Below are 21670 nucleotides of genomic sequence, written 5' to 3' on the forward strand. Positions count from 1 at the left end.
ATGGCATTATATGTATACAAATTCGGCGGCACCTCGGTAGGTACTGTCGAACGCATTAAAGCGGTCGCCGAAAAGGTTAAACAAGCCCATGATCTGGGCGATCAAATTGTCGTGGTGGTTTCCGCGATGAGCGGTGAAACCAATCGTCTGGTTGCATTGGCAAAAGACATGCAGAAACACCCGAACGACAGGGAAATGGACGTGTTGCTGTCAACCGGAGAGCAAGTTACCGTTTCATTGTTAAGCATGGCTTTACATGAGCTGGGTTGCGATGCCTGTTCTTATACCGGCAGTCAGGTCAAAATCCTTACCGACAGCAGTCACACCAAAGCAAGGATACGCAACATAGACGACGCACGTATACGAGCTCATCTTAGTGAGGGCAAGGTCGTGGTTGTGGCCGGTTTTCAGGGAGTGGACGAACACGGCAATATTACCACGCTGGGGCGTGGCGGGTCGGATACCACCGCAGTGGCGCTTGCGGCAGCCTTAAAGGCCGACGAATGTCATATTTATACCGATGTGGACGGTGTTTACACCACGGACCCCAGAGTGGAACCGAAAGCCCGAAGGCTGGATAAAATCACTTTTGAGGAAATGCTGGAAATGGCCAGTCTGGGCTCAAAAGTATTGCAGATCAGATCGGTAGAATTTGCCGGCAAATATAACGTTGCGTTACGCGTATTATCATCATTTAAAGAAGGTAAGGGTACGCTCATTACCTACGAGGAATCACAAGTGGAAAGTGCTTTAATTTCAGGAATCGCGTTTAATCGGGATGAGGCTAAATTAACCATCACCGGCGTGCCTGATTTGCCGGGAGTTGCGTTTAAAATTTTGGGGCCGATTGCCGATGCCAATATCGAAATTGATATGATTATCCAGAATATCGCCGATGATGCGACCACTGATTTTACCTTTACGGTGCATCGCAATGATTATCAGCGGGCGAAAACCTTGCTGGATAGAACTTGCGCCGAGTTGGGCGCCAGAAACGTCACTGGTGACGACAGCATCGTCAAAGTATCCATTGTCGGTGTTGGCATGCGTTCCCATGCAGGTATTGCCAGCACCATGTTTAAGGCGTTGGCTGACGAAGGCATCAATATCCGTATGATCTCTACATCCGAGATTAAAATATCGGTTGTAGTCGATGAAAAATATCTAGAGCTCGCAGTCAGGGCATTGCATGCCGCATTTAAATTAGATCAGAAAATAGAATCTTAGGCTTTATTTATAAGAAAAAGCTGCTATAATTGCGCGTCTTGGTTGGATGCTGTTTAAGAACAGTTCGTTTTTAACATATATAGGGAGTAGCCATGCTTATCTTGACTCGTCGGGTAGGGGAGACTTTGATGATCGGTGATGAAGTTACAGTCACTGTTCTTGGAGTTAAAGGAAATCAGGTTCGCATAGGTGTTAACGCACCAAAAGAAGTTTCTGTACACAGGGAAGAGATTTACGAAAGGATCAAAAAAGAACAGAATGGGCCGGCTGGCTTGACTGGATCTGAAGAGTAAAATCGTAGCAGGAATTTTTATGAGTGCCGTAGGCACTCACCAGCTAATTGATGTGAGCTTAGTCTCAAGTAGGGTGTAAAGTATTTCGCAAAATGTTTTTTGTGGAGTAGTTTAGCGTTTGCGCCTTAATATCGTTAGATAAAGGGAATTATGTTCGTTTTTGAGAGGATCCCTCTTAAAAATATCTCTGGGCACAAGGCCGTAGCTTAAAGAGATATATCATCTATTTGGAGAGTTGGCCGAGAGGCTGAAGGCGCTCCCCTGCTAAGGGAGTATGGGTTTTATCGCCCATCGAGGGTTCGAATCCCTCACTCTCCGCCATATAGGTCATTGATTTTAAAGCAAAAAATCAAAATTCAAAAAACAATTTGGCGAAAATTGGCGGTTGAAAGACGTCGCTAATCGCCTTATCAGTTCAAATATCGCCATTTCAATTGTTTATTTCTACTCGCTAGATACTTAGCAACTCCGGCACGTCAGCTATATTCACCATTTAGAAATTTATTTCACTGCAAAATTTTTTCGCAAAAACCGCGCGGGTGAGAAGGAGTGATTTTGGGCGGGGGACGGGCTTGTCTGGGATTTGCTGCGTGGTGGTGTGAAACAGCGTCTAAATTTTGCCATTATTACAACAAAAGAGCGTTTAAACTTTCCAGCAACTAGCCACTACCCTTTTGATATTATTAGCAATGCAATTTTTTTGACTGGAAAATTCAACACTGATGAGTGGAAAATGTTGGACGCTGTTTTCCTGGTTGACTCCACAACGATCGATATTTAGCTCAATAACTCCACAGCTTTCTCGATTTGTGCGTTTTGACACAGCCTCGGCCGATCCAAGACGATTGGCCGTATTTAACGAAGCTTATTTCTGAAATGTCAGATTGGGTTCAGGTTTCTATAATTTTTAGATACTTATTATTATGACTATTGCCATTAAATTGGTCCTCGCATCGAGTTCGCCGTACCGCCGCGAATTATTGAAAAAACTCGGTCTTACTTTTGATACGGCTAACCCGGATATCGATGAGACGCCGCTGTCCGATGAAGCGCCCATGCAGACCGCAATGCGTTTATCGCTGCAAAAGAGCGTAGCGCTGGCGCCTAAATTTCCGCAACACCTGATTATCGGCTCGGATCAAGTGGCGATGCTGGAAGGCAAGCCGCTAACCAAACCCTGCTCCCGCGAAAACACGATTGTGCAATTGGCAGCTGCCTCGGGTAAGACAGTGCATTTTTATACCGGCGTCTGTGTTTACGACAGTCGTTACGGGCAACATCGAGTTGACTGTGATCATTGTGCTGTAACGTTTAGAGTGTTATCGCGAGAGCAAATCGAACACTATGTTGATCTTGACGAGCCTTTTAACTGCGCGGGCGGATTTAAAGCGGAAAGTTTAGGCATTGCCTTGTTTGAGCGAATCGAGGGTGACGATCCGAATGCGTTGATAGGTTTACCGTTAATCAAGCTGATCAGATTGCTGGAAGCCTTCGGAGTCAAGGTGATTTAACTTCGACTCCGGTTCCTTATACACAAGCCCGTCATTCCGGCAGGGATTTGCGATTAGCTTTACGTAAAACGACTGTTTTCGGTTTTACTGCTGTCATACCCTAAAATCTTTGAATGTCGCGTCTTGCAGTCTTTCGCAGGAGGGCAGGCATCTGACAACCCTTAACAAACTGAGACTATTAGTACCAAGTTTAATACAAACGCATATGGTTCATAGGCTTACAAGTTATGATAGGCCTTGGAGCAGGCGACTTCGCCCGTCCCAAGGCGCAAATGGAATTACTCTTGTTCTGTGAGTTCAGCCAGGCTTTCGTTCAGCGCACCCCTGACCAACTCCAGCATGCAGTAGATTTGCATCGGCGTGATGGCGCTGTGGGTTTCCAGGGCGGCGGTAATGCCGTGGTTGATGCCGTCTAGGGCGTGGATGGCGTATTGCAGTTTGTTTAGGCCGTCTTCGGGTGCGCTATTCATGATCAGCACCTGCGAATAGGTCCAGCTGGTCGATTTGTTGGCTGATCAGTTTAATATCGGGCATCGGGTGACCGGCTATGTTGCACAGGTTACGCAAGGGCTTAACCAGCAGTTGATGGGTAAAGGCGTTTTTGGTGTCGGTGAGCTGATCGGTTAACTGGGAAACCTGCTTAACCACGGCGATGTAGTCTTTGGCGGGTAGGGCGCCGTAAAAACCGTGCTTGCGGATCGCCGGCAGCACTTCTTCATAAACCCAGTCTGCGAACTGTTCGCTTTGGGTTTGTTAGAGCGAAAGATCAGCCGATAAAGACCGGCTTCGTTGATGAAATTGGTGTCCTTTTCTCCGAAGCTGGTGTTAAGTTTTAACATGAGCTTGCACTTTTCCGGCATGTTTTCGAGGGTTGGACCGCCCCAGGTAATGTCTAAAGCTTCGCAGACATCTTTGGCGCAAAACCCACGTCGTTATGCTCATCGATAGCGGTGCGAACGTCGAGGTCGGTAAATTGAAAGGGGTTGGCGAGGGTTTTTAATTTTCTCCCAAGCTGGACGGGGTATGTTACCCCGTCCACATGTTTATTGTGTATATGTCCGGCATCAAACGTTTGAGACGGGGTAGCAAAACCCCGTCCCGCGTGGGGGTTTTGCTACCCACGTCGAAGCCATGTTGCCCCCCGAGTAGTTTGCAGGTCATAGATGATGGCCTTTATAAAGAAGTTCAAGCGCTAGCATAAAAAATAAGTCGCCTTTTTATGACTCTTCTTAAATTTTAATGCCCACTGCAGCGCAAAATGCGGCTGCAGCAGACATTTTGGTACTTAGATGACCGTTACATTTTCAGCTTGTGGGCCTTTTTGGCCTTCATCCAGCGATTTGTAGCCGCCTGAGTTTTGGATTTGTTGAAAGTGTACGAAAACATCGGGGCCTGATTGCTGCTCGATAAAGCCAAAGCCTTTATCAGAATTAAACCATTTAACGATACCAGTAGTAAAATTGTAGACATAATGAGTCCTATAAATATTAAGTAATAAAGCCTTTAAAAGGCGGGTCTAGCTGGTAAATTTGGAAGTTACAAAATGAAAAACAGGACAAAGAACTACAGAAGGTACATCGAAATGGTAAGCAGAGGGTAAATCTTATTTTTAAGCTGGGTGTATGTAGTACGAACTTCTCATGCCAGTGCTGTCAATGTATATTTTGGATGTGTAACACTTAATTATCTATACGATGCTGGTAATTTGATTATCCGCTTCCGTGACCGCGCGCAGTATAATTAGAGATGCATTCATTATCAAAATACAGTCATGACTAAAAATAGTTATCAAAAGCCATCGCAGCAAACTCAAGAGGAAGCGTTGAAAATAGCCAGAGGAACTCAACGCCCCGCTCAAACCAAAGAACAAACCAAACTCATTGCTCAAGGCATTCAAAAAGGAATTGATCTATACAAAAGACAGCAAAAAGAAAAAGCCAGAGACTTGAACAGAAAACTCAAGAAAATATCAAGTCAAAAGGAGCAGTCGACTGAGTCGGATGATCATGAGATACAAGAGCCAATAGTTTATCGACAGCATTGGCTTCCTTGGCTGCTACTGTTTCTGACATGGCTGGGTGTGGGCATTTACTTTCTCGTTTGAATTCAAGGAGTATAAGTTATTGCGATTTGCAAAAGACAGTAACTCTCATTTCGGATAGGTTCAGCCTTAAATTTGTGCAGCCTCAGCGAGTTTCAGTCGACCACGACAGTTTTAAATCGGCCAAAAAAGCAGTCATTGAACTCCGATAAAGTTATATGCATTTAGTTAAGAAAGCATCCACCGAATTTTGCTAGAATTCAGGATAAGCTTTACGCGAGCAGATCTCCACAGATCAAGTGGATGCTGGTCATATATTTTTCGAGGAAATTCACTCATGTTCGAGACTAATCCGACAGTTCTGACTACACTTACACTAGTCGGTTTGATGGCCCTGACGGTGATTGCCAGCTGCAGCAGCATAGCTCCACTGCCGCCACAAACGCTCGACGGTCACAAACCCCTGGTGATCGCTCATCGCGGTGCTTCGGGCTACTTGCCAGAAAATACCCTTGAGGCATATCAGAGAGCAATCGATCTTGGTGCCGATGCAATCGAACTTGACCTGATCTCTACCAAGGACGGCGCACTGATCGCCAGCCATTACCCCAATCTGGCCATAAACACTGATGTTGCCAATCGACCCGAATTCGCAAGCCGTAAGCGCGAGAACTTGCCGATAGACGGTGAAAAACAGAGTGGCTGGTTGGCTCATGATTTTACGCTTGCCGAAATAAAGACCCTAGGCGTCGTCGCTACCGACCCCGAGCGTCCACAACAGTACAACGGCAAGTTCAAGATTGTGGCCCTGCAAGAGGTTATCGACCTGGTCAAAGCCGAAAGCAATAGGCTTGGGCGCTCTATTGCCGTTTACCCGGAGACGAAGAACCCCACTTATCATCGCGACCTAGGTCTGCCGCTTGAGGACAAGCTCATCAGCGCTATTCATTCTGCGGGTTGGAACAGTAAAACCGCTCCCATCTTCGTGCAAAGTTTTGAGCCTAGCAGCCTGAAAGAGATGCGAGCCAAGGGTCTAAAAGTGCGCATGGTGCAACTCATTGATGCCGGTGGCTACGACCTCAAGACAGGCGGCATCACCTATGCACCTCCTTTTCACCGCCCCTACGATTGGGAAAAATCCGGCGACCAACGGCTCTTTAGAGACATGGTGACACCCGCCGGGCTTGCCGAAATCAAGACCTATGCCGATGGGATCGGTCCATGGAAACCTTATATCGTTCCAGTGAAAGGTCAACTGGATGCTGTCGGCAACCTGAAAGATATCAACGGTGACGGGAAAATCGATTTGAGAGACGCCAGCACCCAGGACCCCACTCCACTCATCAATGATGCACATAAGCTGGGACTGTTCGTCCATGCTTTCACTTTTCGGAATGAGAACCGAAATCTTGCACACAGCTACTTGGGAGAGCCTCATGCCGAATATCTACAGTTCTTCCGGCTGGGGGTGGATGGTGTATTCAGCGAATTCCCCGACACTGCAATTACTGCCCGCTGATCACAACATATAAACCCCGTTAAGCATTTTTTGTCCGGCGTCAACATGAGTTTTAAGCTATTGAAAATTATTAATTAATTGACATAACCCCGGCTCATGATAAATGAATTTCACATTCGCTAAACACAAAAAATCAAGCCTGATCACCATCATTAATCATGTTGCTGATGGTAGGTTGATTGACTTGATTATCTGCTATAGATCGGGTAGGAACGGGCGATTCACGATCAAAACAGATTAATAGCTTCCAATATTTTAATGAAGAAGCTGGCTGGAAATGCTAAAGTAATTTTTGATTTACACTTGAAGTTGGCGGAGACAGGTGGGGCATAACGGCTTTATAAGGAACAGATTGGGTGAGTGATTTGAGCGTAGCACGCGCGCTGACTTGGCGCTATATGATCGCGTTATCATTAATTGCATTACTTTCAACGGCGGCGTGGCTGAGTTTGCATCTGGTAATATCGGAGCAAAATAGCACGGCGGCTGTAGTCAACGTGAGCGGACGGCAACGCATGCTCAGTCAGCGTACTGCATTGTTCTCGAATCTTTTGGCAAACACCCCCAAGGCTGAGCGATCAGTGATTCGCAGCAAGCTAACAGATGCAATCGAACTTATGGAACGCTCGCATCATGGTTTGACTCGCGGCGACATCGGGATGGGGTTACCTAGAATCATGTCGCCCACTGTCCATGCGATGTATTTTGATGGACCAAATGCGTTGGATCTACAAGTAGAAACCTACATCAAGACTGTTCATGAGTTACTACGACTGAATGATGATGCGTTAACTACCACTAGTCCCTTATTGCAATACATCACCAAAAACGCACCGAATAGATTAGTTACCGCTCTTGATCAGATGGTGCTCCAGTACCAACTGGAAGGGGAGGCATCGGTAAAGCGCTTGCAAAAAGAAGAAACCATATTATGGGGAGTTACGCTGTTTTTGCTGGCTTTGGAAGCAGTGCTGATTTTTCATCCTTTCGTCAAGCATATTAAAGCCACCATCGGTAAGTTACAACATGCCACTAAGGAGTTGCAGTTGCATCAAGATCAACTTGAAGCGACGGTCAAGCAGCGCACTGCAGAGTTGGAATACAGGAGCAATGCGCTGACGGAGAGCGAGGAAAAGTTCCGCCTGATCAGTACCGCTGCCAAAGATGCAATTGTGATAATCGGTACAGAGGAGCAGGTGATTTATTGGAATCCTGCTGCTGAAAAAATATTCGGCTACGAAGCGAACGAAGCCATAGGCAAAAACCTGCACACTTTACTCATTCCTGTGCGCTATCACGGTTCTGCACACGACGGTTTTGAGCGATTCCAACGTTATGGAGTAGGTAATGTTATCGGCAAGACATTCGAGATTACTGCACGGCACAAGAGTGATGAAGAGTTCCCTGTCGAGCTATCCATTTCAGCATTCAAGCTCAAGAACAGCTGGCATGCGCTGGGTATCATTCGCGACATTACTGAGCGCAAACAGATGGAAGACCAAGTGCGTCAACTGGCGTTCTATGACACGCTCACGAACTTACCTAACCGCCGCTTGCTCAATGATCGATTGAATCAGGCTATGGTTAGCAGTAAGCGCAATGGTAATTATGCAGCGTTAATGATGCTTGATCTTGACAACTTCAAACCGCTCAATGATGTTCACGGACATCCGGCGGGGGACTTGCTGTTAGTCGAGGTAGCTAATCGGTTAAAGGCTTGCGTACGTGAAGTGGATACTGTCGCACGTTTCGGTGGCGATGAGTTTGTAGTGTTGCTGAGTGAACTGAGTACCGATGAATCACAATCAACTTCTCAGGCAAGCATGGTCGCTGAAAAGATCCGTAACGTCTTGTCTGCACACTATCGATTGATCATCAACAAAACCATCAAAGATACCGATATCACCGTTGAGCATAAATGTTCCGCAAGTATCGGGGTAGTCGTATTCATCAACCATGAAATCAGTCAAGACGACATTCTCAAGCGGGCTGATGACGCGATGTACCAAGCAAAAGACGCGGGACGTAATTTGGTTAGGCTCTATGATTTGAAAGATTTGAAAGATTTGAGTAACAGCAATGGGTTGATATAGGTCTATCAATGTTGCGCTTTACGCTGTCAATCAGCGTCGAATAGTTACCAGTTCACAGCATTAAAACTGAACAGCAAAAATTCAATTATTAGTATTTTTATCATCGATTAAGATATGATTTTCATTTAAGAAAAATAAATGGAGAGTAGCACATGAAAAAGTTACGTATTTATATATTGGCAGCTTTTACGGTTTTAGCACTATTTTCATTTCCCAATGCTTATGCGCATACAGCGGCGCAGAAATTAGGCAGAGGTTTGGCCGGAATGACCTGCGGTTTTCTTGAAATACCGGGTAATATCGTTAAGGAGACCAAGGCTCGAGGGGCGATTGGTTTTCCTATCGGTCTTGCTACCGGCTTGGGCATGACTGTAACCCGTGAACTGGTTGGGGTTTACGAATTTCTTTCCGCGCCTTTTCCTGTTCCGGCACACTTTCAGCCCATTTTAACTCCCGAGTACCCGTGGGGTTATTTTGAATAAACCCCTTTAGGAAAACCAAAATGTAACAAGTCAGAGGGTTTAGACTCGATTGATTGCAGTTGATGTGCGTTGGTTCATGCCCATATCAATTGAGTCTGATCCTGAGGTATCCCCACAAATTTCCCAAACTCGTCGTTCCGGCAGGGATGCCGGAATCCAGTGCCATGGATGGTAACTTTGGTGACTTTCCGGGTGCTTAATAAAAGCGAGTGGTATTTTAAAGTTTCACATCCTTGTGACTGGATACTGGCATCCCTGCCAGCATGACGACTGTTCGGCTATGTTGTATATATTGAATGCGCAAAATATCAAAAACCTGTTGTTTTATAAGATTATTTTATGGGGATACCTCAGGGTCTGATCTTAAATAATTTCGATTTAAACGAGGTAAAATTCAGAAAATTGACTTATGAGCGTGAATTTTCTACTGTTTGCCAAATGGCTGTCATCGACAGGCGGACAATATGAAACCACAACACACAGCTGAATTTCGTTTCTACGAGGAACTGAACGATTTTCTTCCACCGGAGCAACGCAAGCGCACGATACGCTATCGTTTCAGCGGCCATCCGGGAATCAAGGACCCCATTGAAGTTTTCGGTGTGCCTCACACCGAGGTGGACCTGATTGTTGTCAATGGTCAGTCGGTGGGCTTCGACTATCAACTGCAAGCTGGCGATCGTGTCGCGGTCTACCCTGTTTTCGAAGCGTTGGATATCTCATCTTTGGTCAGGTTACGCGAAAAACCCTTGCGCAATCCCCGCTTCATCCTGGACGTGAATCTGGGCAAACTCGCCAAACGCATGCGTTTGTTGGGTTTCGACAGTCTCTATCGCAACGACTATAGGGATGCCGATATAGTTAATATCTCAGTCAACGAGCGGCGTATCGTGCTGACCCGGGATCGTCGTCTTTTGTATATCAAACAAATCAACCACGGCTACTGGGTGCGTGCGACCGACGTAGAAGCCCAAGTCGATGAAGTCCTGCGCCGCTTCGACCTGTACGGCTTGATTCATCCTTTCGTCCGATGCTTGATGTGCAACGGTGTGTTAGCACCGGTCGCCAAAGCGGATATTTGGGATCGTCTCGAACCCAAGACGAGGCTCTACTATGAGGATTTTTACCAGTGCGTCGATTGCCGGCGGATCTATTGGCAAGGCTCGCACATGGAGAACATGCTGCAACGCTTGGCCGACTTGGATTATCCTGGCGTTAAACGATTAAGCCAAAAAATAAAATAATCAAACTGTTTAACGTATAATTTGACAAACTGCGGGGAGGGGGACCGTGCATATAAAACCTCTTAAAAACGTCAAATGTCAGTCACAACCGCGCAAGTTTTTTCCGGATCAATTTTGTAAGATGAAAAAGGATTTGTCTCGGATAGACGGATCGGCCTTGGATTGAATAAAAAACGTTATTGGGGCTAAATCATGGCAATAAAAAATTTAGAGGTTGCAGATTAGTGGATGAGATCAAAATGACGAAAGCTGAAGATCGAAGAGGTTTTTTTCGAATTGATGATGAAGTTAATCTGTTTTACAAAAAAATAGATGAAAAACGGGTGAACGAACCGCCGCACCATGTTTCCGACAGTATTTTGAATAGCTGTTCATTGTCTACCGCACTTGAAATGGTATCGCAGGAATCGATGCTGTTATTGCACAGGCTGGATAAAAACCTGCCGGACGTAGCGGATTACTTAAGGTTAATTGACAGAAAAATCGATCTTCTTGCCCAGGCTATTACGATGCAGGGCTTTCAATTTAAGGAAAACGATACCCGTAACGTTAACATGAGTGCAACCGGCATCGCTTTTAATTGTGAGGAAGCGCTTAAAGAAAGCGATTATCTGGAAATCAAAATACTGCTGATATCATGTATGACGGTCATCGTGACTTACGGCAGGGTTGTTTATTGTAAAAATAGCCAATCAGACGATAATCAGTATCCTTATTTTGTCGGTGTTAATTTTATTAATATGAAAGATGAGGATCGGGAAATGTTGATTAAGTATGTAGTAAAGGAGCAATTGCAACAGATCAGGGATAAAAAACAGGTTGGCGATAAAGCTTGAGCCGTTGTGAACATTTCAGATAAGCAAAAAAAAATCCTTACTCTCTTGGCGGACGGAGCGTTTCATTCCGGCACTGAATTGGCCGATGCGCTGGGCATCAGTCGTTCAGCGGTCTGGAAACAGCTGAATGGCTTGGTCGAATTAGGCTTGCAACACTCGGCAGTCAGCGGTAAAGGCTACCGGCTGGATCACTCGCTGGAGTTGTTGGAAGCGCCAAAAATCAATGCCGTTGTTAACGACCGGGTCGGCGCATTAATTTCATCGTTTGAAATTCATGATCAAATCGATTCCACCAACCGCTATTTAGTGGAACGCTCACAAAATAATGCGCTTTCAGGCTCTGTGTGTTTTGCGGAGTATCAAACAGCCGGAAAAGGCAGGCGAGGGCGGCAATGGGTTTCGCCTTACGGGAGCAATATTTATTTGTCGATACTCTGGCGCTTTCAGCAGGGACCTGCCGCCATTTCAGGCTTAAGTCTGGCTATCGGTGTGGCCGTGATCAGGGCTTTAAAACAGCATCAAATCCATGATATTGGCCTCAAGTGGCCTAATGACATTTATAGTCAGGGTAAAAAACTGGGCGGTATTCTGGTTGAAGTCTCTGGCGAGACTGACGGCCCGTGCAGCGCCGTTATTGGTTTGGGCTTGAATTTATTCTTGCCGGAAACCCAAGCCGAAAGCATCACTCAAGCCTGGACCGATTTAAGAAAAATTACCGGGCAAAACCAACTGTTCAGGAATAAATTGGCAGGCACTCTGTTAAATCATCTGCTGCCGGTTATTGCCGAGTATGAAGGTGTCGGCATTAAAGTCTATCTCGACGAATGGCGCTCCTACGATTGTCTGACCGGAAAATCTGCGACCTTGTTTATCGGTCAGCAACAATTTGAAGGCATAGTGCGAGGCATCGACGATAACGGCATGTTATTGATTGAACGCCCGGATGGCCGTGTGCAGACCTTTGCCTCCGGCGAAGTCAGTTTTAATGGTTCGGCACTGCAATGAATTTGTTGATTGATATGGGTAATACCCGTCTAAAGTGGGGAATTACGAAAGGCGGTCAAATCATTACCGGTCAGTCCCTGCTTAATACCCGGATTAATCGGCATGAACTTATTGATCTATGGAAAGGCATCCGCCCGCCCAGACGGCTTGCTGTTTCCTGCGTGAGCGCAAACCGCTTGCTCGAACTTGTCCAGTCGGTAGCCTTTGAGCTTTGGCTTGATGTGGATGTTATCCTGGTTAAACCTCAAACGCAGGCATTTGGCGTAATTAACGCTTATCAACAGCCGGAAAAACTGGGCGTTGACCGCTGGTTATCATTAGTTGCCGTTTGGCAGCAATATCAAGCTCAGGCCTGTATAGTCGATTGCGGAACGGCAATTACCGTGGATTTAATCGATGCCGATGGCAGGCATCAAGGTGGCCTGATTAGCCCCGGCTTGACGCTGATGAAGAAATCCTTGGGTCAAGGGACAGAGGCACTGTCTGTTAGTGAAGCAAGCTACGCATTCGGTCTGGCCAACTTCACCGAGGCCGCAATCTACAGCGGCACCTTAACCGCAGCTATCGGCTTGATCGAGCATGTGCTGGCAAAACAATCTGAAAATACGCAACTGATTTTAACTGGCGGAGATGCCGCGCTTATCGCCGGACAGCTTGGTGTTGCATCCATTGTTGATCCGGATGTGGTGTTGCGAGGATTACTGTGTGTTCTGGAAGGACATGCATGAAGATTTTGTTTCTTCTGGCGGCATTGGCTAATGTTGTGCTGTTTATGTGGGAGTTCAGACAAGGTGGGTTTGAGCTGAATGTCAAAACCTCCCAACAACCGCTTCGGGAGCCGATGGTATTGGTCAGTGAATTGAAACACGACGTAGTGAATGTTGAATTTAGATCATTATACCCGCCGGGCTTGGATCCCCGGTCCGATAATTTATTGACTGAACAACTCGTTCTTGCAGACTTTTAGGCAACTGCTCTTCTTTTGTGCAGTTAGTGATGTCTTCGTAGTGTTTGCTAATTTCCAAGCTCCAGCTTCGCCTTCGGGGTTATCAATCTTGAGATTGGGAACCCGCGTAAGACATGCCTAACCCAACGGTCTAAACTTAATAAATCTATCGTGCTAAACATTATCTGGATCAGCTTTTTCCTCGCCGCCTTTTGCACCGCGCTGTTCAAGCTGGTTTTCTTGGGCGACCAACAGGTTTTTGCGCAAATCATGGAAGCCATGTTTGCGTTGTCGAAATCGGCTTTTGAAATATCCCTGGGACTGACCGGTGTGTTGGCCTTATGGTTGGGCATTATGCGCATCGGCGAAAAAAGCGGTTTTATCCTGTTATTAACCCAAAGCCTCACGCCGTTATTCAGCCGGTTAATGCCCGATGTGCCCAAAGGCCATCCCGCCTTGGGCGCTATCGTGATGAATATTTCCGCCAATGCGCTGGGCCTGGACAATGCCGCAACGCCGTTGGGCATCAAAGCCATGCAGGAACTGCAAACGCTTAACCCTAACCCCGAAACCGCCAGCAACGCGCAAATCCTGTTTCTGGTGATCAACACCTCGGGCGTTACGCTGTTTCCGGTAACGATTTTCACCTACCGCGCCCAATTGGGGGCAGCCAATCCGACCGACGTATTCATCCCGATCCTGATAGCCACGTATATGTCGACGCTGGCAGGTTTGCTTGCCGTCGCCTTCGTGCAAAAAATCAACCTGCTGGATAAGGTGATCGTGGCCTATCTCGGCGGTTTTACGCTGGTAGTCGGCGGCATACTGGCGTATTTTTCCAGCTTACCGCAACAGCAGATGCTTGAGCAATCCGCGATTATCAGCAATTTCATCCTGTTCTCGCTGGTCATTACTTTTATTCTCGGCGCGATCAACAAGGAGATTAATGCCTATGACGCCTTTATTGAAGGCGCTAAGGAAGGCTTTCATACCGCCACCACCATCATTCCTTATCTGGTCGCGATGCTGGTTGCGATCGGCGTATTCAGGGCCAGCGGCGCGTTGGATTTACTGGCCGATTTGGCGCGTTACGTCGTGCATTACTTCATGCTCGACGACCGTTTTGTCGATGCCCTGCCTACCGCATTGATAAAGCCGTTCAGCGGCAGCGGGGCCAGGGCGATGATGATTGATACCATGAAAACCATGGGCGCGGATTCGTTTGCCGGACGCTTATCGTCGATTGTGCAAGGCAGCACCGAAACCACCTTTTATGTGCTGGCGATTTACTTCGGCTCGGTCGGCATCAAACATATTCGTCATGCCGCCGCGTGTGGGATAATAGCCGACTTTGCGGGCATTGTTGCATCCATATTTGTCGCTTATTGGTTTTTTGGTTGATTCCGGTAGAGACGCGATTTATCGCGTCTCTACGGATATTAATTTATGGTTGATAGATATAAAGGCAAATATAGAATATCTTCCGCCCGATTAAAACGCTGGGATTATGGCTCGAGCGCGCCTTATTTTGTAACTATTTGCACAGGGAATAAAATATCGTATTTCGGCAATATTCAAGAAGGGCAAATGCACTTGTCAGATTTAGGGCAGCTGGCGAATAAATATTGGCTGGAAATAGAAAATAAATTTCCATTTGTCGTTTTAGACCATTTTATTGTTATGCCGAATCACGTACATGGAATTATTAATATCCGTAGAGACGCGATTTATCGCGTCTCAAATGGCGCCGAAAATACTGATAATACAGACGCGATTACAATAGATGCGATAAATAGAGACGCGATAAATCCCGTCTCTACTGGTGGCGGGATTACGGGGAATAATAATCCAATGCTGCATGAGAATTTGCCTCGTTTTATACACTGGTATAAGGGTAGATGCACTTTTGAAATGAGGAAAACTTATACTAAGTTTTCCTGGCAACCACGTTATCATGAACATGTTATTCGTAATGAAGAATCATATTTAAAAATATCTGAATATATTCAGAATAACCCTTTACGATGGTTGGAAGATAAATACCATGTATAGGCGTTAATCCTTAATGCAGAAAGTATGCAAAAATGCTATGCGTAAATCTGTTTAATTTACCTCGCCAGAAGGCACCTGTTTTTTTACCACTATCTCTCATGAAAGTTCATCTTAAAACCCTAGGCTGCCGTCTTAACGAAGCCGAACTGGAAACCTGGGCGCAGGCTTTTCAAAAATCCGGCCACCAAATCACCAAACAAGCCGAAGCCGCCCATCTTATCGTGATCAATTCCTGCGCGGTGACCCAGGATGCGGCCAGAAAATCGCGCCAGCTGATACGCCGCATTCATCGCGATAATCCGCAAGCCAAACTTGTGGTCAGCGGCTGCTACGCGACCTTGAATGAGGATGAGGCCGCGTCTTTATTGGGCGTTGATCTGGTGGTCAGCAACAAGGATAAGGACCGTCTGGTCGAAAAAACCCTGACTGAATTGAACATGGACAGCATGCCGGTCCTGTCCACCGAGCCGGGGGAAATATCGCTGTTCACGCGCGGCAGGCAGCGTGCTTTCGTTAAAGTGCAGGACGGTTGCCGTTACCGTTGCACGTTTTGCATCGTTACCGTCGCGCGCGGTGAAGAAAGCAGCCGTCCCGTGCAGACGGTCATCGACGAAATCAATGCCCTGCACCAGCAAGGCATCACTGAAGTCATTTTGACCGGCGTGCATTTAGGCGGTTACGGCAGCGATCTGGGTAACAACTTGTCCGATTTGATCAAAGCTATTTTGGTGGAAACCGACATCCCGCGACTCAGATTAGGCTCGCTGGAACCTTGGGAACTGCCGGACGATTTTTTCGAGCTGTTCAGCAATTCGCGTCTGATGCCGCATTTACACCTGCCTTTACAAAGCGGCTCGGACACCGTGCTGCGTCGTATGGCGAGGCGTTGTAAAACCGAGGAATTCGCGGTCATCGTTAAACAACTGAGGGCGCAAATCCCGCACTTTAATATTACCACCGATATTATCGTCGGCTTTCCCGGCGAAACCGAGCAGGAATGGCAAGATAGTTTTGACTTCATTAAGCAAACCGGTTTCGGTCATATCCATATCTTCACCTACTCCAGTCGTGAGGGCACCAAAGCCGCAAGCCTGCCAGATCAATTAAGCAACGACATCAAAAAACAGCGCAGCAGGCAGTTGCATGAGTTGGCTGAGGAGATGAAACTGAAGTTTTTTGCCGATAACGTAGGCAATGAATTTCCGGTGTTATGGGAAGGCTACAGCGAAGCGTTGGCAGATGATAAACAACGGGTGTTCGGTTATACGCCGAATTATCTTCGGGTTGGAAGTGTGATTGGCAGCGACATGTCGGTGGAGAATCAGACGCTTAACTGTGTGGTAACAGCGGTTGGTGATAGCTGTGTTGTCGGGGAGCTTGTGGTGTGATTAAGAGTGCGGTTTTTAGGCGATTATTCCTCGCACCTATTCTTTGAGTTACTGCCATTAAGTTAATGATTTAATAAATTAGCGCCCACAGCATTCAACCATAACTATCTTCGGCGCAAGCTTATGGAGTAACTTGATTAACATGGCTATACTCAACACAGCAAAACGCGCCCTGCAATTTTTCCGTATCGGGCTGGCTGCCAAAAAGCTGCAACGCACTCAGAACGAAACCGAGCGCCTGCTCGCCAAACAGGCGATTGCCGGGTTGTTTGCCGACGCGCGCGGCATCACCATGAAAATCGGTCAGTTGTTTGCGGGTAACGACGGCACGACCCCCTTTCAGGAACTTGTCGAAGGCATAGAGCCTTTGCCGTTAAAAGCAATGATCCCACAGCTTGAAATGGAACTCGGGCAAAAAGTAAAAACTGTTTTCCGTTCCATTGATAAAGCCATCGCGGCGGCCTCTCTCGGACAAGTGCATCTCGCCGAACTTAAAAACGGCGACAAGGTCGCGGTAAAAATCCGTTATCCCGATATTGCCGATGCGGTCGATGCCGAATTGCGCCTAGTCGGTTTGATGCCCGGTGTAGGGCCAGTCAACCGCTGGGGTTTTGATCTTGACGCTTATAAAAAAAGCCTGCGCGACAACATGCACCGCGAGCTTGATTACCGTTCGGAAGCTCAAAGGCAGGACTATTTCGGCCGCACCGTCCACGTTCCGGGACTGAAGGTTCCCGATGTGTATAAGGATTTATGCAGCGAACGCGTGCTGGTGCAAAGCAGGGCGGAGGGTGTGTTAATTTACAAGGTCAGTGACTGGTCGGAGCAGGATCGTCTGGCTATCGGCCAAACGCTGATGATGACGCTGTTTAAAAGCTTGTTTGTTGCAGGCGAAGTGCATGGCGACCCGCATCCCGGCAACGTCTTTTACAGCCACGACGAAAACGGCCTAGCGCTAGTCACATTGCTCGACTACGGCTGCACCATTAGCATTGCCGAACCACGCAGGCTGGCGCTGCTCAAGTTGATCGTCGGTTGCCGCGAGCGTAGCCCTGTCAAGCCTTTGGACTGCTTTGCGGCGCTGGGTTTCGACAGCAAAAAACTGACGCCCATCAGCGGTTCCTTGCCCGCCTTATGCCAGATATTATTCCGGCCTTTTTTATTAAACCATGCGTTTAATCCCGAGGAGTGGCAGCTAGGTCAGGGAGTTAACGATCTGCTGGGCGATTATCGCTGGTGGTTTAGGTCGGCCGGACCTTCCGACCTGTTTTTACTGATGCGCGCTTTTCAGGGGCTAATCCAGCAATTGCAACAGTTGGATGTCAAGTTGCCGTGGTGGACGTTGCTGCGACAAGCGGTCGGTCCTGAACTCATTCAGCAGGCCATGGCGTATGAACTGCCTGCAATTAAGCATGAGCCGACAGTTATTGCGTTGGGCTTTGATCAACAAGCAACTCTGCTCTGCGTGCGCGTCACCGAAAGCGGCGAGCAGCGTGTTTCGGTTAAAATGCCCGCCGAAGCGGTGCTGGATTTGGAGCATCTTATTCCTGAAGATGTCTTGGCGCGCATCATAAGTTCGGGAACAATCGACCTCAAACAGTTGGGCGAGTCTATCCGCGCCAACGGCATTATCCCCCAGCAACTGTTTGTTTTTGAAGACGGTAGGAAAACTTATAGGGTATGGCTGGAGTAAGGTAACTCAAGGTGAAAACGATGCGTTATATTTTGGCGATAGATCAAGGCACCAGCAGTTCGCGTTGTGTTCTTTATGATCAGCGGGCTAACCCGGTTGCGATGGCACAGCAGGCGTTTACGCAACACTTTCCGTATCCCGGCTGGGTCGAGCATGATGCCGAAGAAATATGGGCATCGCAAGCCGGGGTTTTTCAGCAAGTGATGCAGGACGCCCAGCTTCGGCCGCATGATATTGCCGGAATCGGCATCACTAACCAACGCGAGACTACGGTCATCTGGGAGCGCAGCACCGGCAAACCGATTTATAACGCCATCGTATGGCAGGACAGGCGCACGGCTGAGGACTGTATCCGTCTGAAACAAGCCGGAGCGGAAGCGATGGTTAAGGCCAAAACCGGCCTGCTGCTCGATGCTTATTTTTCGGCGACAAAAATCAGCTGGCTGCTGGATCATGTCGAGGGTGCGCGGGAAAAAGCCGAGCGCGGGGAATTGGCATTCGGAACCATAGACTCATGGCTGGTCTGGAAGCTGACCAACGGCGAACTGCACATTACCGATGTTTCCAATGCCGCCCGAACCTTGTTGTTTAACATTGATACGATGCAATGGGACGATGAGTTATTGGGGTTATTCGGCATACCTGCATCCTTGCTGCCGGTCGTTAAATCGTCCAGCGAGATTTACGGGCAAACACGTAATTCTGACATAGGGGCGGGGATTCCTATTGCCGCCATTGCCGGCGATCAGCAGGCGGGGCTATTCGGTCAACTGTGCATCAATGTCGGGATGGCTAAATGCACCTATGGCACCGGTTCGTTTTTAATGATGAATACCGGATCGCAAAGGGTTGCTTCGAATCACGGACTATTAACTACGATTGCCTGGCAAATCGGCGATCAAATCCATTATGCGCTTGAAGGCGGCGTGTTTGTCGGAGGCGCGGTCATTCAATGGTTGCGCGACGGCTTGGGTTTGTTCGAGCAAGCAGCGGATAGCGAACGGCTGGCCGCTAGCGTTGACGATAATGGCGGAGTTTATTTCGTGCCCGCACTGACCGGTCTCGGCGCGCCGCACTGGGACCCGCATGCGCGCGGTTCGATCTTCGGCATCACGCGCGGCACAACCTCGGCGCATATTACCCGAGCGGCACTGGAGAGTATTTGTTTTCAGGTTGATGAGGTATTACAGCTACTTTCAGCAGAAAGCGGTACAGCGATTACCCAGCTAAGAATGGATGGCGGCGCGGCGGTCAATAATATGCTGGCGCAATTTCAGGCCGACATCTCGGCTGTTGACGTTGTCCGTCCCGCGAATCTTGAAACCACGGCTTTGGGTGCGGCTTATCTTGCCGGTATTGCCATTGGATTATGGACTATCGACGAACTCAATCAGAAATGGCGGATTGATCGGTCATTTCATGAACAAATGCCGCCGTTGGAAGTTAAATCGTTAAAGCGACATTGGCTTAAAGCCGTGGCTAGAGCAAAAAACTGGGCTGAATAAGGTTTGCTGGATGAGTGAGACAAAACTTCGCGAATATGAGAATTTTCATATTGTGTTATGGCTTTTAAAAGATACCTGTTGGTTGATGGAATGGAGGCTTGAAGGCATTTTCATGATCGTGCCGACGATTGCAGCGGCTTTTCACATTACCTGGCTCGGACGAAAAAATACTGCCAATCTGTTTCATAATCTAGCCGTCAGTAGCTGGATATGCGGCAATGCGGTTTGGATGATCGGGGAGTTCTTTTTTGACGACAGCCTTAGGCCTTTTGCTAAAGTATTTTTCAGTATCGGTGTTGTGTTTCTTGCGATGTATTATTTAGGTGTGTTGCCGAAACAAAGGCGCTTGCTGAGACAAAAACTGTAACTTATTGTTATGCATAAGTATCTGCGGGATGTCGTCATTCCGCCAGTCCCTTGCCTGGCGTTAGACGAGATGCATGCCGACAGGCAGACCTTCCTGATTTTTACTGGAGCCGCTCCCGGCGGCTCCAGCACTTCCGCCATCCATGGCAGTCGTAAAACCTGGAAGGTCTGATTGGTAACGCCCACGCCTTACAGCGCTTACGATTCAGCCTGCTTAAAATGCATGAATTTGACCCCGATAGCGCAGGCAACGCCAACCAGGATATAGGCGTAATTGACGAACAAGCCGGACAATGTGCCGGGATTATGTTCAACCGCATCGCGTATCCCTGGGGTTATGGCAAAAGTCCAAACAACGCCGGGGATCAGATAGGACAGAAAGCCCACCATAGACGAGGAAAGCGGATTTTTTCCGGTCGCTTCGGCGCTCTTATAGAACCAGTAAGAGATCAGTAACGCGGTAATGGTGCCTATCATGATGAAATGCCTTAAGTTATGTTAGCGGTAGCGTCACAGTATCAAATTGCTTTCTGCTGCTCAAGCGCAAGGTTTTAGGTGGAGGCGGAAACATCAGTTGCAGCATTTACTACAGACCGATATTCAAATAATTAACGTAGGCCGGAATAAGCCGGTTCGAGCGGCAGCGAGAATCGGCGTTTCCGGCTATTCGAGTTCTATGTCTTCTATATTGGGAGACGCCATTTCACACCAATTGTACGGATACCAACCCAGCGCGACAAAACGCGTAAAAGAGCTATGCGGCCATTCGCCGGGCGCGGTCGCCAAGCCATGTTTGACCGGGTTGTAATGGATATAATCCAAATGTTTGTGAAAGTCGTTTTCGTCTCGGATGCAATGATCATAGAAACGCGGCTGCCAAACGGTTTTTGCGCCGCCTTTTCGGGTTTGAGCGGGAACATGTCGTGAAAAGATGGTCTTCACCATTTGCCAACGGGTGGAAAAAACGGCATCGCCTTCCGGTAAGCGCCACAGGCAATGCAGATGATCCGGCAAAGCCACCGCCGCCAGCAGGTCGAAAGGGCGTTTTGTTTTGACCTCCCGAAAAGACCGGCGGAGTTGCTCCACCCGTTCGGCGTCGGCGAATACCGGTTGGCGGCGGTAAGTGACCAAGGTAAAGAAATAGGTTCCGCCGGGAATATATAAGCGTCGATAATCGCTCATGGGTAGTTCTCAAAACAGAGTAGGCCGGAATAAGGCCATCCAAGGCTCTCCTGAGCAAAGCCGAAGGGCGCGTAGCGCGAGGTGGCGTTTCCGGCGAGTTTGGGAGGTGTTTGCCGGAAACACCAGTTCTCGCTGCCGCTTGAACCGGCTTATTCCGGCCTTGTATATTAAATACATCTCTAAAACACAGGATTATGTGACACAAAAAAGTTTATAGTGATAAGTGATTTTCTGGGGAAGCCGATCCGGCCTTAAGCTCTGAGCTTGTTCGTAGATAGGCTCCCCAC

General features: G+C 47.8%; 25 protein-coding genes and 1 tRNA gene. 20 read left to right on the forward strand and 6 right to left on the reverse strand.

All coding sequences use genetic code 11. From position 1 onward, the window contains the following. The 4 genes from Q8L79_RS13020 to Q8L79_RS13035 all read left to right on the forward strand — a co-directional run bounded on the left by Q8L79_RS13020 (position 1) and on the right by Q8L79_RS13035 (position 3031). Entirely contained in the window at positions 1-1227 is a 1227-nt protein-coding gene (locus Q8L79_RS13020) for an aspartate kinase (RefSeq protein WP_305271937.1), read from the forward strand. Between the two features lie 92 nt (positions 1228-1319). Next, on the forward strand, positions 1320-1520 hold the full coding sequence (gene csrA, locus Q8L79_RS13025; protein WP_006893378.1) for a carbon storage regulator CsrA: 201 nt from the start codon (positions 1320-1322) through the stop codon (positions 1518-1520). 229 nt (positions 1521-1749) lie between these two features. Then, a tRNA-Ser gene (locus Q8L79_RS13030) sits at positions 1750-1841 on the forward strand. A gap of 602 nt (positions 1842-2443) precedes the next feature. Next, on the forward strand, positions 2444-3031 hold the full coding sequence (locus Q8L79_RS13035) for a nucleoside triphosphate pyrophosphatase (RefSeq protein ID WP_305271942.1): 588 nt from the start codon (positions 2444-2446) through the stop codon (positions 3029-3031). Positions 3032-3309: 278 nt separating this feature from the next. Here Q8L79_RS13035 and Q8L79_RS13040 read toward each other — a convergent pair whose 3' ends face one another. The 4 genes from Q8L79_RS13040 to Q8L79_RS13050 all read right to left on the reverse strand — a co-directional run bounded on the left by Q8L79_RS13040 (position 3310) and on the right by Q8L79_RS13050 (position 4517). Next, complete coding sequence (locus Q8L79_RS13040; protein ID WP_305271944.1) at positions 3310-3501, reverse strand: hypothetical protein; 192 nt, start codon at positions 3499-3501, stop codon at positions 3310-3312. Then, positions 3494-3742, reverse strand: a complete 249-nt coding sequence (locus tag Q8L79_RS13045) for a hypothetical protein (RefSeq protein ID WP_305271946.1) — start codon at positions 3740-3742, stop codon at positions 3494-3496. The genes Q8L79_RS13040 and Q8L79_RS13045 overlap by 8 nt, the downstream gene beginning before the upstream one ends. Then, positions 3655-3921 (reverse strand): BRO family protein, encoded by a 267-nt coding sequence (locus Q8L79_RS20140; protein WP_370869967.1) that lies wholly within the window; start codon positions 3919-3921, stop codon positions 3655-3657. Before Q8L79_RS20140 ends, Q8L79_RS13045 begins: the two co-directional genes overlap by 88 nt. Positions 3922-4316: 395 nt before the next feature. Continuing rightward, a complete protein-coding gene (locus Q8L79_RS13050) occupies positions 4317-4517 on the reverse strand; it encodes a cold-shock protein (protein WP_305271993.1) in 201 nt (66 codons plus the stop codon). Between the two features lie 285 nt (positions 4518-4802). Here Q8L79_RS13050 and Q8L79_RS13055 point away from each other — a divergent pair, with 285 nt between their 5' ends. From Q8L79_RS13055 to Q8L79_RS13130, 16 genes are all read left to right on the forward strand, one after another. Further along, positions 4803-5135 (forward strand): DUF2956 domain-containing protein, encoded by a 333-nt coding sequence (locus Q8L79_RS13055; RefSeq protein WP_305271947.1) that lies wholly within the window; start codon positions 4803-4805, stop codon positions 5133-5135. Positions 5136-5409: 274 nt separating this feature from the next. Further along, positions 5410-6591 (forward strand): glycerophosphodiester phosphodiesterase family protein, encoded by a 1182-nt coding sequence (locus Q8L79_RS13060; protein WP_305271949.1) that lies wholly within the window; start codon positions 5410-5412, stop codon positions 6589-6591. 356 nt (positions 6592-6947) lie between these two features. After that, positions 6948-8684, forward strand: coding sequence for a diguanylate cyclase domain-containing protein (locus tag Q8L79_RS13065; RefSeq protein WP_305271951.1), 1737 nt, complete (start codon positions 6948-6950; stop codon positions 8682-8684). Between the two features lie 152 nt (positions 8685-8836). Further along, complete coding sequence (locus tag Q8L79_RS13070; RefSeq protein ID WP_305271953.1) at positions 8837-9166, forward strand: exosortase system-associated protein, TIGR04073 family; 330 nt, start codon at positions 8837-8839, stop codon at positions 9164-9166. A 464-nt stretch (positions 9167-9630) separates the two neighbouring features. Further along, the gene (locus tag Q8L79_RS13075; RefSeq protein WP_305271955.1) at positions 9631-10410 is read left to right on the forward strand and encodes a Mut7-C RNAse domain-containing protein; all 780 of its coding nucleotides are present in this window, start codon (positions 9631-9633) and stop codon (positions 10408-10410) included. 239 nt (positions 10411-10649) lie between these two features. Next, complete coding sequence (locus tag Q8L79_RS13080) at positions 10650-11246, forward strand: PilZ domain-containing protein (RefSeq protein WP_305271957.1); 597 nt, start codon at positions 10650-10652, stop codon at positions 11244-11246. A gap of 6 nt (positions 11247-11252) precedes the next feature. Then, positions 11253-12251, forward strand: a complete 999-nt coding sequence (birA, locus tag Q8L79_RS13085) for a bifunctional biotin--[acetyl-CoA-carboxylase] ligase/biotin operon repressor BirA (protein WP_305271958.1) — start codon at positions 11253-11255, stop codon at positions 12249-12251. Beyond that, positions 12248-12979, forward strand: a complete 732-nt coding sequence (locus tag Q8L79_RS13090) for a type III pantothenate kinase (RefSeq protein WP_305271960.1) — start codon at positions 12248-12250, stop codon at positions 12977-12979. The genes birA and Q8L79_RS13090 overlap by 4 nt, the downstream gene beginning before the upstream one ends. After that, positions 12976-13218, forward strand: a complete 243-nt coding sequence (locus tag Q8L79_RS13095; protein WP_305271962.1) for a hypothetical protein — start codon at positions 12976-12978, stop codon at positions 13216-13218. Before Q8L79_RS13090 ends, Q8L79_RS13095 begins: the two co-directional genes overlap by 4 nt. 150 nt (positions 13219-13368) lie before the next feature. Beyond that, complete coding sequence (locus Q8L79_RS13100; RefSeq protein WP_305271963.1) at positions 13369-14598, forward strand: nucleoside recognition domain-containing protein; 1230 nt, start codon at positions 13369-13371, stop codon at positions 14596-14598. Positions 14599-14643: 45 nt separating this feature from the next. Continuing rightward, positions 14644-15249 carry a transposase gene (locus Q8L79_RS13105; RefSeq protein WP_305271966.1) on the forward strand — a complete coding sequence of 202 codons (606 nt, stop codon included), beginning with the start codon at positions 14644-14646 and terminating at the stop codon, positions 15247-15249. A 98-nt stretch (positions 15250-15347) separates the two neighbouring features. After that, positions 15348-16637, forward strand: coding sequence for a tRNA (N(6)-L-threonylcarbamoyladenosine(37)-C(2))-methylthiotransferase MtaB (mtaB, locus tag Q8L79_RS13110; protein ID WP_305271968.1), 1290 nt, complete (start codon positions 15348-15350; stop codon positions 16635-16637). A gap of 142 nt (positions 16638-16779) precedes the next feature. Next, positions 16780-18330, forward strand: coding sequence for an AarF/ABC1/UbiB kinase family protein (locus Q8L79_RS13115; protein WP_305271970.1), 1551 nt, complete (start codon positions 16780-16782; stop codon positions 18328-18330). Between the two features lie 20 nt (positions 18331-18350). Next, positions 18351-19835, forward strand: a complete 1485-nt coding sequence (glpK, locus tag Q8L79_RS13120) for a glycerol kinase GlpK (protein WP_305271972.1) — start codon at positions 18351-18353, stop codon at positions 19833-19835. 10 nt (positions 19836-19845) lie between these two features. After that, positions 19846-20202 (forward strand): hypothetical protein, encoded by a 357-nt coding sequence (locus Q8L79_RS13125; protein WP_305271974.1) that lies wholly within the window; start codon positions 19846-19848, stop codon positions 20200-20202. A gap of 9 nt (positions 20203-20211) precedes the next feature. Further along, positions 20212-20373 carry a hypothetical protein gene (locus tag Q8L79_RS13130; RefSeq protein ID WP_305271975.1) on the forward strand — a complete coding sequence of 54 codons (162 nt, stop codon included), beginning with the start codon at positions 20212-20214 and terminating at the stop codon, positions 20371-20373. Between the two features lie 26 nt (positions 20374-20399). On the opposite strand, the gene Q8L79_RS13135 is transcribed toward Q8L79_RS13130, so the two are convergent. Both Q8L79_RS13135 and Q8L79_RS13140 read right to left on the reverse strand, forming a co-directional pair. Further along, positions 20400-20678, reverse strand: coding sequence for a hypothetical protein (locus Q8L79_RS13135; protein ID WP_305271977.1), 279 nt, complete (start codon positions 20676-20678; stop codon positions 20400-20402). 186 nt (positions 20679-20864) lie between these two features. Continuing rightward, positions 20865-21383, reverse strand: coding sequence for a transposase (locus Q8L79_RS13140; RefSeq protein WP_305271979.1), 519 nt, complete (start codon positions 21381-21383; stop codon positions 20865-20867). Between the last annotated feature and the right edge of the window lie 287 nt (positions 21384-21670).

This window comes from Methylobacter sp., assembly GCF_030680395.1.
Taxonomy (GTDB): Bacteria; Pseudomonadota; Gammaproteobacteria; order Methylococcales; family Methylomonadaceae; genus Methylobacter_A.